General features: G+C 58.2%; 10 protein-coding genes. 4 read left to right on the forward strand and 6 right to left on the reverse strand.

Features of this window, described 5'->3' with window-relative positions; all coding sequences use genetic code 11:
* Nucleotides 1-98: 98 nt before the first annotated feature.
* The 4 genes from BMZ67_RS05135 to BMZ67_RS05150 form a co-directional block, all read right to left on the reverse strand.
* Nucleotides 99-2,063 carry a dynamin family protein gene (locus tag BMZ67_RS05135; protein WP_092020792.1) on the reverse strand — a complete coding sequence of 655 codons (1,965 nt, stop codon included), beginning with the start codon at nucleotides 2,061-2,063 and terminating at the stop codon, nucleotides 99-101.
* A gap of 225 nt (nucleotides 2,064-2,288) precedes the next feature.
* The gene (locus BMZ67_RS05140) at nucleotides 2,289-2,873 is read right to left on the reverse strand and encodes a YggT family protein (protein WP_092020793.1); all 585 of its coding nucleotides are present in this window, start codon (nucleotides 2,871-2,873) and stop codon (nucleotides 2,289-2,291) included.
* 76 nt (nucleotides 2,874-2,949) lie between these two features.
* The gene (proC, locus tag BMZ67_RS05145) at nucleotides 2,950-3,783 is read right to left on the reverse strand and encodes a pyrroline-5-carboxylate reductase (RefSeq protein ID WP_092020794.1); all 834 of its coding nucleotides are present in this window, start codon (nucleotides 3,781-3,783) and stop codon (nucleotides 2,950-2,952) included.
* Nucleotides 3,784-3,846: 63 nt separating this feature from the next.
* On the reverse strand, nucleotides 3,847-4,551 hold the full coding sequence (locus BMZ67_RS05150; protein ID WP_092020955.1) for a YggS family pyridoxal phosphate-dependent enzyme: 705 nt from the start codon (nucleotides 4,549-4,551) through the stop codon (nucleotides 3,847-3,849).
* Nucleotides 4,552-4,732: 181 nt separating this feature from the next.
* Here BMZ67_RS05150 and BMZ67_RS05155 point away from each other — a divergent pair, with 181 nt between their 5' ends.
* From BMZ67_RS05155 to BMZ67_RS05165, 3 genes are all read left to right on the forward strand, one after another.
* Nucleotides 4,733-5,767, forward strand: a complete 1,035-nt coding sequence (locus BMZ67_RS05155; RefSeq protein ID WP_092020795.1) for a type IV pilus twitching motility protein PilT — start codon at nucleotides 4,733-4,735, stop codon at nucleotides 5,765-5,767.
* Nucleotides 5,768-5,821: 54 nt separating this feature from the next.
* A complete protein-coding gene (locus BMZ67_RS05160; protein WP_092020796.1) occupies nucleotides 5,822-6,943 on the forward strand; it encodes a PilT/PilU family type 4a pilus ATPase in 1,122 nt (373 codons plus the stop codon).
* 115 nt (nucleotides 6,944-7,058) lie between these two features.
* Nucleotides 7,059-8,459 (forward strand): OmpP1/FadL family transporter, encoded by a 1,401-nt coding sequence (locus tag BMZ67_RS05165; protein WP_092020797.1) that lies wholly within the window; start codon nucleotides 7,059-7,061, stop codon nucleotides 8,457-8,459.
* Nucleotides 8,460-8,480: 21 nt separating this feature from the next.
* On the opposite strand, the gene BMZ67_RS05170 is transcribed toward BMZ67_RS05165, so the two are convergent.
* Together BMZ67_RS05170 and polA are read right to left on the reverse strand one after the other, a co-directional pair.
* Nucleotides 8,481-8,879, reverse strand: a complete 399-nt coding sequence (locus BMZ67_RS05170) for a hypothetical protein (protein WP_092020798.1) — start codon at nucleotides 8,877-8,879, stop codon at nucleotides 8,481-8,483.
* Between the two features lie 232 nt (nucleotides 8,880-9,111).
* Complete coding sequence (polA, locus tag BMZ67_RS05175; protein ID WP_092020799.1) at nucleotides 9,112-11,841, reverse strand: DNA polymerase I; 2,730 nt, start codon at nucleotides 11,839-11,841, stop codon at nucleotides 9,112-9,114.
* 246 nt (nucleotides 11,842-12,087) lie between these two features.
* Here polA and BMZ67_RS05180 point away from each other — a divergent pair, with 246 nt between their 5' ends.
* Nucleotides 12,088-12,429, forward strand: coding sequence for a DUF2782 domain-containing protein (locus BMZ67_RS05180; protein ID WP_092020800.1), 342 nt, complete (start codon nucleotides 12,088-12,090; stop codon nucleotides 12,427-12,429).
* The last annotated feature ends 6 nt before the right edge of the window (nucleotides 12,430-12,435 follow it).

The raw sequence follows: 12,435 nt of genomic DNA on the forward strand, positions 1-12,435 counted from the left end.
AGGTGTCTGGCGACCGGACCATGCAGGACGGTTGGACGGTAGCCAGCCATGCAGTTTAAAGGCCGCCCTGCATGGCTGCAACCGCAAGCTGTGGTGGCTCAGGCAATCCCTGAAATGTTGACCACTTTCTGCTGGATCAGTGTCGGGGCTGGTTTGCGAATCTGCTTTTGCATGGTTTCAGCCAGCTCCAGCTGTTTGCGTAGATCGGCGATGCTGGCGTCGAGACGAGTGCGCTCGGCCTTGCTGTCGCGGTCGGTGCGGACCATGTCCTTGAGCCGGCGAATCTGGTGCTCCAGCAACTGCTTCTGCTCCATGGAGTACTGCATGATTGGCAGCAGCGCCTCTCCGGGCCAGCGTTCGACGTCCTGACGTACCCGCTCGTGCAGGGTGCGGGCCTCACTGACCATCACGTTGAAGAAGCGACGGATCAACAGGCTCTGCTCGGTAAGCAGGTTCTTGGGGTTCAGGCGGAACCGGTTGGCTTTCTTGCGAAGCTCCCGGATGGCGATGACATGGCGCCCTGCGCGCAGGGGAATCGGCTCCAGGTGGCGGGCACGGGTGTCTTCGTTATAGCGCCGGTAGATGGCGCCCACCATTTTCTCTGCAAGCTGACCCTCGCTGAGCAGGTTGCTCAGGTCGATTTCAACCGACTCGAAGAACTGGTCCATGCCCCGGCTCATACCGGCGGTTGTCCAGCTCTTGGTCAGTTGTTCGCGGGTTTTGGCGACATGCTGTTCAAAGCGGGCTTCGCTCACCAGCTGGTTCAGCGCATCGCCTTGGGATTGCATCAGGCGGCGGCTGGAGCGGAGGGTGATCAGTTTCTTGTAGTAGAAATCGTAATCCTGTTGCGCACGATCGGCGAGCCGTCGCAACGCGTCTTTGTCGATATGAGTGTCCGAACAGACGCTCAGCTCCTCTTCCAGCACCTGCAGGCGGTGCTGCATGGCTGCCTGGCTGTTCTGCAGCATGCCGAGCAGGTCGTTGATCAGGTTCTGGGTGATCAGCTGCTCTTTGTGGATGAGGATGCGGTCGATGATCAGCCGCTCAAGGTTGGGAAGGTTGCTGCGCTCGTAGAGGGCACGATCGTCGCGCACCTGGGCCAACAAACCCTGTTTGGCCGAGACCGGAATCACGTCGGACTGACGGATGTTCAGGTGATCCGCGGTGTATTGGCGGATGCGGTCAATGGAATCCTGAGTCTGAGCTTCACCCTGGAGGTCGTCCCAGAGCACATCAATCTTGTTAAGGACGGCAAACCGGCCGGCACGGTGATCGGAGTGCTCGGTGTCGATGTGCTCTTTCCAGATCGTCATGTCGCTGGCGGTAACGCCGGAGTCTGCGCTGAGCAGGAAAATGACCGCATGGGCCTTCGGCAACATGCTGATGGTCAGCTCGGGCTCGGAACCCAGGGCATTCAGGCCCGGGGTGTCGAGAATACGCAGACCGCGCTCGAACATCGGGTGACGAATGCTGATCTGGGCGTTGCGCCAGGCCGGAACCAGAACCTGGCCGGGGTTATTCCGATCGGGTTCCAGCATCTGCTCCTCAAACCCAAGTTGGCGGGCTTCGTTGGGGCTGACGCTCTTGACCTTGGCCACCTCGGCCAGCACTTCCCGCATGACGTCCGGGTCGCTTTCGTCGAGCTCATGACGGACCCATTGCTGGGGTTGCTTGCGAAGCTGGTGGAGTGAGATGTCGCCGCTGCGGGTCTCGATAGGCAGCAGCATCAGATAGTTTCTGTTCTCGGCGCGATCAAAGAAAAGCTCGGTCGGGCACATGGTGGTTCGGCCAGCCTGTGACGGCAGCATGCGCTGGCCATAGTCCGAGAAGAACAGGGCGTTGATCAGTTCGGTCTTGCCACGGGAATACTCGCCGACAAAGGCAATGGTGAGCTCATCTTCAATCAGCAGTTCCAGGCCATGACGAATGCGGTTGCTGATGTCATCGGAAAACAGGTCGTTATCCTGAAGCCACAGGCGATAACGGCTGATCTGGCGGATCAGCTCCTTTTTCCAGGAGTGGTAGGCTTCTACCTGCTGAGACAAGCTGCCGAGATTGCTCATGACACGGACCTTCGCAGATTAATCGAGTGTGAAGGAAATATTACGTGCATTGGCCAGTTTGTGCCCCCCGGTTCCCTGGCGCTATGGGTGGGAAAAACCGGGGAGAGGTCAATGCTATTCCTTGTTTATTGTATTTGTAGTTTATTAATCAACGGCTTGCTTTTCGTTTGTATCAGTGTGTCATCGTGTTTAGGTTTGTTACCGGGTGTACTTTTGAGAACTGGTTTACAAGCCTACGCCGATGCCGCCGAGTCCTGCCGCCAGGGCCATGCGCTGCACCACCTCGGTCAATACGCTGAGGAGCAGGAAGACCACGATGGGAGACAGATCCAGGCCGCCAATGGGCGGTATCAGGTTGCGGATTGGTCGCATCACTGGTTCTGTAATCTGGGCTACCAGCTGGATGGCCGGGTGGTGGCTCTGGGGTGCGATCCAGCTGACGACGACGATGGCAACCACCGACCAGAAATAGATCTTGATGATCAGCCCGAGGACTGTCAGGGCCGACCAGGTCAGCAGGGTGACTGGGTTAACGTTGGGCAGTCCGCCGTTGAGGGTGATCAGGATGAGGATGTAGGTCAGGGTCTGGATCAGTACCGCCAGGACGAGAGAAGCGCCATCAATGCCACCCCAGCCGGGAATCAGCCGGCGTAGCGGGCGAAGGAGCGGATTGGTGATCTTGACCACGAACTGGGAGATGGGGTTGTAAAAGTCTGCCCGCGCCAGTTGCAGCAGGAAGCGCAGTAACACGACCGTCAGGTAAAAGGTCGAGGCGACTTGCAAAACGGTGATCAGGGTGTACGCCAGCATGCAGCAGTGTCTCCGTTAAAAATAGCGATACCTGAGTTATGAGGCCGCGGGGCTGCCATGCAACCCCGGAGCGTGGTCAGTCCTTGCCAGCCAGCTCTCTGGCCATCTCTTCCGAGCGACGATAGGCCGCTTGCAGCGCTTGATCAACCAGCTCCCGCAAACCGCCGGACTCAAAGGTATTGATGGCCTGCTCGGTGGTGCCGCCCGGGGACATGACGTTGCGCTTGAGCTGGGCGGGGTCGTGCTCACTGCGGGCCGCCATTTCAGCGGCACCGGCCATGGTCTGGATGGCCAGCTCGCGGGCGGTCTCTGCGGGCATTCCGGCTTTGGCGGCGGCGCTTTCCAGTGCCTCCAGCATCAGGAAGAAATAGGCGGGGCCACTTCCTGACAGTGCGGTGACTGCGTGAAGGCTGGCCTCGTCATCGACCCAGAGTGCGGAGCCGATGCTGCTGAAAATCGATGCCACGGTTTCTTTCTGGGCATCGCTGACATCGTCGTTGGCGTAAAGTCCGGCGGCCCCTTTACCCACCAGGGATGGAGTATTGGGCATGACCCGAATCAGCGGGAGGCCACCACCCAGCCATTCATCAAGGGTGCCGGCTTCGAGGCCAGCGGCAATGGAAACCATCAACGGACGGGTGTTCTGGACAACCGGAGCAATATCCCGGCACACCGTTGCCATGATCTGCGGCTTGACCGCCAGGATGATGATATCGCCCTGCTGGGCGCAGTAGCGGTTGTCGGTTGTTACGCTGATGTTGAACTGTTTGCGGAGAGCCTGCAGGTGGCTGTCCTCTGGCGCACTCGCCCAAATACGTCCGGCATCAAAGCCCGACGCAAGCATGCCGCCAATAATCGCGCTGGCCATATTGCCGGCGCCGATGAAGGAGATGGTAGGTGAGGTGCTCAAGGTGTGCTCCGGATAAGGGTCGAATCTGTCAGTTGTTGCCGATGATAGCAGGATATCGGGTGATCAGCCTGTCTTGACGCGGGCACCAAACAACGCCGTGCCGACTCGCACCCAGGTGGCCCCTTCGGCAATGGCAGCTTCCAGGTCATCGGACATACCCATGGACAGGGTGTCGAGGGCAAGGTCAGGGGGGAGCTGTAGGTTAATCGCGTGGCGCAGGTCGGCCAGCCGCCGGAAACTTTGTCGGCGTTCCTCATCCGGTTGCTGAGGGTCAGGAATGGCCATCAGGCCCCGCAGGCGCAGGCTGGGCAGTTCGCTGATGGCCAGTGCCAGGGCAATGGCTTCCTCTGGCTGGCAGCCGGATTTGCTGGGCTCCTGGTCGATATTCACCTGCAGGCAAATGTTGAGTGGCGGCTGCCCGTCGGGGCGTTGGTCATTCAGGCGTTGGGCGACTTTGAGGCGATCGACGCTGTGCACCCAGGAAAAGTGTTCGGCAATCGCCCGGGTCTTATTGGACTGAATAGGGCCAATGAAATGCCACTCCAGCTCTGGGATATCCGTTAGTTGGCCGATCTTGTCGAGGGCTTCCTGCAGGTAGTTCTCGCCAAAGGCCAGTTGGCCGGCCAGGGCGGCGGTGCTGATGTCATCCGCCGGCCGGGTTTTACTCACCGCCAGCAGTTTCACCGACCCGGCGTCGCGGCCGGCGTCGATTGTTGCTTTTTGTATGCGTCGGGTTACGCTCTCAATGTTGTCTGCTATGCTGCTCATAGTGTCAAAAACGCAAAGCGTGTCAATCTGTTGGGCATTGGACTGCACCGTCTGGTTCAGGTTGTGGTAAACACGTTACCCGCAGGCCCGGAAAATGCCAAGTGACAAGGTATTCCCGTGATGCAGGCCGGCGGACATGCTGGTGACACCAGGATAAAAGAAAAGCCTCCCGAGGACTCCAATGGATATAACTGAACTGCTTGCCTTCTCGGCAAAACAGGGTGCCTCTGACTTGCACCTTTCCGCCGGCCTTCCCCCCATGATCCGTGTAGATGGCGATGTCCGCCGAATCAATCTGCCGCCGATGGAACATAAAGAAGTCCACGGACTGATTTATGACATCATGAACGACAAGCAGCGGAAGGATTTCGAGGAATTTCTGGAAACGGATTTCTCCTTCGAAGTGCCTGGGGTCGCTCGCTTCCGGGTTAACGCGTTCAACCAGAACCGGGGTGCCGGTGCGGTTTTCCGGACCATCCCTTCCAAGGTGCTGACCATGGAAGACCTGGGTATGGGGCAGGTGTTCAAGGATGTGGCTTCCGTGCCGCGGGGCTTGGTGCTGGTTACCGGGCCGACCGGTTCTGGTAAGTCCACCACACTGGCAGCGATGCTCGATTACATCAATGAAAGCCGCTATGAGCATATCCTCACCATTGAGGACCCCATCGAATTCGTGCACGACTCCAAAAAATGTCTGGTCAACCAGCGGGAAGTTCACCGGGACACTCTGGGCTTTAATGAGGCCCTGCGTTCAGCGCTGCGGGAAGACCCGGACATCATCCTGGTTGGTGAGCTTCGGGACCTTGAAACCATTCGGCTGGCGCTGACAGCGGCGGAAACCGGCCACCTTGTGTTCGGCACCCTGCACACCACGTCTGCGGCCAAAACCATTGACCGGGTCGTGGACGTTTTCCCCGCGGAAGAAAAGTCCATGGTTCGCTCCATGTTGTCCGAATCGTTGCAGGCGGTAGTCTCCCAGACCCTGATGAAGAAGGTTGGTGGTGGCCGGATTGCAGCCCACGAAATCATGATTGGAACCCCGGCCATCCGTAACCTGATCCGTGAAGACAAAGTGGCGCAGATGTATTCGGCGATCCAGACCGGTGGCTCCCTTGGCATGCAGACCCTGGATCAGTGCCTGGAGAAACTGCTGCAGAAAGGTCTGATCAACCGCGAAGCGGCCCGGGCCAAGGCCAAGATGCCGGACAACTTCTAAGAACGAACGCAGGCCGGCTGCGGCCGGCTGTGGTGGCTATCACAGGTACGCACGATGGAATTTGAAAAGTTACTTCGATTGATGGTGGAAAAAGGCGGTTCTGACCTGTTCATTACGGCGGGTGTGCCCCCCAGCATGAAGGTCAATGGCAAGGTGCTGCCGGTGACCAAGAGCGCGCTGACGCCTGAACAGACCCGGGAGCTGGTCTACGGGTCGATGAACGACAAGCAGCAGGCTGAGTTCGAGGAAACCCACGAGTGTAACTTTGCCATCAGCGCCCGTGGCATTGGCCGTTTCCGGGTCAGTGCGTTCTTCCAGCGCAACCTCTGTGGCATGGTCTTGCGGCGGATCGAAGTGAAAATCCCCCAGATCGATGAGCTGTTCCTGCCGGAGATCATCAAAGACCTCGCGATGACCAAGCGCGGGCTGATTATCTTTGTGGGCGCCACCGGAACCGGTAAGTCAACGTCGCTGGCGGCGATGCTGGGGCACCGTAACCGCAACAGCCGTGGCCACATTATCTCCATTGAAGATCCGATCGAATTTGTTCACCAGCACCAGGGCTGTATCGTTACCCAGCGTGAGGTGGGCATTGATACCGAGAGCTTTGAAGTAGCGCTCAAGAATACCCTGCGTCAGGCGCCGGACGTTATCCTGATCGGTGAGATTCGGACCAAACAGACCATGGAATATGCGGTTCAGTTCGCTGAAACCGGTCACCTCTGTCTGGCGACCCTGCACGCCAACAACGCCAACCAGGCGCTGGACCGGATTATCCAGTTCTTTAATCCGGATCAGCACAATCAGACCTGGATGGACCTGTCGCTGAACCTCAAGGCCATTGTTGCCCAGCAGCTGATCCCAACGCCGGATGGCAAGGGACGGCGTGCGGCCATCGAAGTGCTGATCAATACTCCGCTGGTCTCCGACTTGATCCGCAAGGGGGAAGTCCACAAGCTGAAGGAGTTGATGGCGAAATCCACTGAAATTGGTATGCAGACGTTCGATCAGGCCTTGTACCGGCTGTACTCGGATGGCTTGACCACCTACGAGGACGCGCTGGCCTACGCCGATTCCGCGAATGACCTGCGACTGATGATCAAACTGGGTACCGATGCCCATACGGCCGATCAGCTGTCATCCACTGTGGACAAGCTGTCGATTCAGGACGACTGAACGCCGGATTAGACTTTAGTTGTAGTTGGTTCGCAGTCCGAACCAGTAGTTTTGGCATTTGAGGCCAATAGTGCCGCCTGCGTATACTCCGCCGCATTAAAAATAAGGGGGAGTTATGCACAAGTTTGCACGTTACGTTGTTTCCGGTGCCCTGGCGTCTGCGCCGGCTGTTGTATTGGCCGGTGGTTTTTCGCTGAATGAGCAAAGCGCCAGTGCCATGGGGGTTGCCAACGCCGGTACGGCAGCGAACCCAGAGAATGCCACAACGGTCTTTTTCAACCCGGCGGGTATGAGTCAGCTGTCCGGCACCAATATTTCCTTTGGTGCCGCCGTGCTGGATATCAAAGCCGAGCTGGACGGCGCCACCGGCACCGCGACCGACTCACTGGGGCGGCCAGTCAACGGTGGCAACGGCGGTGACTTTGTTCCCCTGGCGGTTCTGCCAAATGTCTATCTGACCCACGAAGTGAACGACTGGATGGATGTGGGTTTTGGTATCCACGCGCCCTATGGTCTGAAAGCCGACTACAACAACGACTTTATCGGTCGTTACTTCGCGGATAAGACCGAGCTCACCGCCATCGCGCTTAGCCCCTCCATTGCTCTCAACGACGGTAACGGCTTTTCTCTGGGTTTTGGCATCAACCTGATGTACGCCGAAGGCCGCCTGAGCAAATTCCAGGACTACAGTGAAACGGAAGCCCAATTGAATGCTGCTCTGGGCGGTAACGGTCCGGCGTTGGAAGAAGGTTACGTAGATATCCAGGGCGACGACCTGGCAGCCACCTTCACCTTCGGCATGCTGTGGGAAGTGAATGACCGGACGCAGCTGGGACTGAGTGCCCAGACCGGCACGGAGCTGAAGCTCGAAGGCGACGCGACACTGACGAATATGCCCCAGGTCTCGATGACCGCCGGTGGTTTGGCCGTTGGCATAGCCGATGTGTCGGAAAAGGTAACTGTGCCCTTGGAAATCCCTGAGAGCATCACCTTTGGTGCCCGGCACCGTCTGACCGACACGGTGACCCTGCTGGGTGGTGCGACCTGGGCAAAATGGAGCCGCTTTGTCGCACTCGACGTGATCAGCCGGGAAGACAACGGCGCGATCTCTGCAGCAGGCGGTCCCAAGTACGGCGCTGATGGCTATGTTGGCCATGTCTCCGAAAACTGGGAAGATACCTGGCAGTTCAACGTTGGGGCGATTTGGCAGGTTTCGCCAGCGTGGGCCCTGAAAGCGGGCTATGCTATTGACCAGTCTCCGGTACCTGATGCCTTCCGCACCGCTCGGATTCCCTCCGACGACCGTGAGTGGTTGAGCCTTGGAACCCAGTACGCTGATGCCCAGAGCGGTTGGACTGTGGATGTTGCGGCCGGAATGCTGTTGTTCGACAAATCCAAAGTGGATGAAATCGAACGCACCGTCGACGATGAGCCTGTTGGCAACCCCGCTCGTTTTGTCGGCACTTATGACCTCGACGCCTGGAGTGTAGGGGTTCAGGTCAGCAAATCGCTCTGATTTGCCAGACCCGTGGTCAGGTCAGCCGATGACCTGGCCACGGTAGATGACCTTACGTTTTGCGGCCGCGATAGCGTCTACCCCTGCTTCTGAGTGGACAGACCGGGATGCCGGGCGGCTTTCTTCCTCGATCACCTGGCCACGGTAAACCCGTCGGCTGACCTGTCCTTCCTGGGTGCTTTCCTTCTTGCTGGTTATCTCGTGGTGGCCGGGAATCTGTGGCTTCAGTGTGTGCCAGACTCTGGCCAGTTGGCTTGAGCGGCTTTTCTCGGCGTAGTTGGCCAGTTGCTGTTCAAGGTGACGGTCGGTGAGGTGAAGCTTGATGCCAAACTCTGCGTGAATAAGACGGCGACACTGATGAACCAGCTTTAGCAGGCTCGGGTCGAACAGCCAGTTTTGTTCGGGGGTCGTTGAGATCATTCTCGCGGTCCTTCAGGGCATGGGTAATAACGAGCAAGCGGGGCTGTGAGTCATATCCCGCTCCAATGCCTGAAGCAAAGCGAATATCGTGCCGTTCGTGTGTTTGACGCAAAAAATGCTGATCTGACGGCAAAATACCATCGTTTAAAGCCGGGAAGGGCCGTGAGCGCTGCCCCAGAACGGGCTGCGCTCACGGATTTTGCACCAAAATCAACCGGATACTTTGGCCGACTCAGTGGGCTTCGTCCCAGTTGTCGCCAACGCCCGCTTCCACCAGCAGGGGAACAGAAAGCTCGGCGGCCGCCGACATTCTGCTGACCAGGCCCTCACGAATGACGTCTACCGACGAGCTTTCGACTTCAAGAATCAGTTCATCGTGAACCTGCATGATCATCCGGGCGGTGTCCGGGTGGCTTTCAGTAAGCCAGCTCTCAACGGACAACATAGCCCGCTTGATGATGTCGGCGGCTGTGCCTTGCATGGGCGCGTTGATGGCGGTGCGTTCCGCTGCCTGCTGCATTTGCTTGTTGCGGGCATTGATCTCCGGCAGATACAGACGCCGGCCAAACAGGGTCTCGACGAAGCCGTCTTCATGGGCTTGGGCCCGGATTGAGTCCATGTAACGCAGGACGCCAGGGTAACGCTCGAAATAACGGTCGATGTATTGCTGGGCAACCTTGCGCTCAACATCCAATTGCCGCGACAGGCCAAAGGCCGACATGCCGTAGATCAGGCCGAAGTTGATGGCCTTGGCGCTCCGTCGTTGATCCGCGCTGACCTCATCCAGGGCGACGCCAAACACTTCCGAGGCGGTGGCTTTGTGAATATCTTCGCCATGGGCGAATGCATTCAACAGACCCTCGTCTCCGGACAGGTGGGCCATAATGCGAAGTTCGATCTGGGAGTAATCCGCCGCCATCAGCTTGTAGCCGGTTGGCGCGATGAATGCTTGGCGTATCCTCCGGCCCTGGGGCGTCCGGATGGGGATGTTCTGCAGGTTGGGCTCGGTAGATGACAGTCGTCCGGTGGCCGCGACCGCCTGGTGATAGGAGGTATGTATGCGCCCGGTGCGGGGGCTGATCATGCCAGGCAGGCTGTCAGTGTAGGTCGACTTGAGTTTGCTCAGACTGCGGTGTTCCAGAATCAGTCGTGGCAGCTCATGCTCATGGGCCAGCTCCTGCAATACCGGCTCCGCGGTTGACGGAGCGCCCTTGGGGGTCTTTTTGATGACCGGCAGCCCCATCTTTTCGTAAAAAATGGTTTGCAGCTGTTTGGGGGAACCGAGGTTGAACTGCTCCCCGGCGACGCCGTAGGCTTCCTGCTCCAGTTCCGCCATGCGCTCAGCCAGTTCCTGACTTTGGGTCTTCAGCAGGCTGGCATCAACCAGTGCCCCGCGCTGCTCCATGCGGGACAGAACCGGTACCAGAGGCAGGTCGATGGCTTCGTAAACTTCCCGAAGGCGGCCGGTTTCGGCCAGCTTTGGGCGAAGTGCCTGGTGGAGTTGCAGGGTGATGTCAGCATCTTCTGCGGCATAGGGTGCGGCTTTCTCAAGTTCAATCTGATTGAACGTGAGCTGCTTGGCGCCTTTTCCGGCAATGTCTTCAAAATGGATGGTGCTGATGCCGAGATACTTGAGCGCCAGCGAATCCATGTCGTGCCGGGAACCCACAGAGTTGAGCACGTACGACTCCAGCATGGTGTCTTCGGCAATGCCATTCAGGGTGATACCGTGGTTGGCCAGTACGTTCTTGTCGTACTTGAGGTTCTGGCCGACCTTCGCCTGGGTCGGGTCTTCGAGCAACGGCTTCAGCTTCGCCAGGGTGTCTTCCCGGTCGAGTTGATCCGGTGCTCCCATGTAATCATGGGCCAGGGGTACGTAGGCGGCTTCTCCGGGCGTTACCGCAAAGGAGACGCCAACGACCTCGGCCTGGCTGTAGTTGAGACTGGTGGTCTCGGTATCAAAGGCAAACAGAGGGGCTTCTTTCAGACGCGCCAGCCAGTCATCGAACTGCTCCGGAGTGGTGATGGTCTGGTAGTTCTTGGTGGCGGGCTCGGCTTGCCCCTCTTTGTTGTCAGCGCTGTTGTTCTGCTGGTCACTGGCGCTGGATGAGAGTTCTGAAACCCAGCCCTTGAATTCGTATTCGGTGAATAGCTCGAGCAGCTGGTCGTTGTCCTGAGGTCCATGATCGAGATTCTCGAGGCCAAATTCCAGGTCGACGTCGGTCTTGATGGTGGCGAGTTGCTGGCTGAGCGGCAGTTGGGGGAGTGCCTCTCGGAGGTATTCTCCGATTTTGCCTTTGATTTCGTCGGCCTTGTCCGTGAGCCCTTCCAGGGTTTGGTAGGCCTGGAGCCACTTAACGGCGGTCTTGGGGCCACATTTGTTGACGCCCGGGATGTTGTCCACCGAGTCTCCAACCAGAGTCAGGTAATCGATGATCTGCTCCGGTGTGACACCAAACTTGGCGACCACACCGTCCCGGTCCATTCGGGTTTCAGTCATGGTGTTAATCAGCGTGACGTGGTCGCTGACCAGCTGGGCCATGTCCTTGTCACCGGTACTTATTACGACCTCTATGCCCTTGTCGGTGGCTTCGTGGGCCAGGGTGCCGATCACGTCGTCCGCTTCCACGTCAGGCACGATCAACAGCGGGAGACCCATGGCACGGATAATGTCATGAATGGGTTCGATCTGGACCCGGAGGTCGTCCGGCATGGGGGGGCGGTTGGCTTTGTAGTCTGGATAAAGGTCGTGGCGGAACGTCTTACCTTTGGCATCGAATACCACCACAATCCGCGAGCCAGGAAAGTCCTGGTCCAGCCGCCGGATCATACTGATTACACCCTTGATGGCCCCCGTTGGGTGGCCTTTGCTGTTAACCAGCGGGGGTAGGGCGTGAAATGCCCGGAACAGGTAGGAGGAACCATCGACAAGTACCACCGGTGGGGTCTGCTGCTGACTCATATCAAGACAAATCCGGAATCTGATTGAAGCGTTAGTGACCTTGTGTAACCCTAGACTTGGCATTGCCAGGATTGCTGAACGGGATCTCTCCAACCCGCTTGTTCCATGCCTCGCTCGGGCGGCTGGGTGGTGTGATCCGGGGCTGGCCAGGCCAAGGTTGCTCTTTGTCGGTCGCATCAGGTGCGTTACGTCAAGCGCAAAGAACAAGTCAGAGTACGAAAGACCAAGTAAGGCCAAGAGAGTACCATGAAAACTATGCGATTCCCCCGTCTGACCGCAGTGACGCTGGCAGTTTTTTCAATGGCTGTGATGGCCCAGGACGCAGAGCTGCCTACCGGCGTCGAAGCGCCTGCCGAGCCCGTTGTAGTGCCTGAGTATCAGCCAGACCTGACTGAACCACAGGTAATCATTCGCGGTGATGAGGACGAAGTGATCTACGAGTACCGGGTTAACGGAGAAATCGTAGAGATCAAAGTGGTGCCATCAGTGGGGCCTGCCTACTACCTGGTGCCGGCAGACAGTGGCGGGTGGGAGCGCACACGTGAGTCCCGAACCCGTATTCCGAGCTGGGTGATCTTCCGCTGGTAAGGTGAC

Origin of the sequence: Marinobacter zhejiangensis (assembly GCF_900114775.1) — a bacterium.
Lineage (GTDB): Bacteria > Pseudomonadota > Gammaproteobacteria > Pseudomonadales > Oleiphilaceae > Marinobacter > Marinobacter zhejiangensis.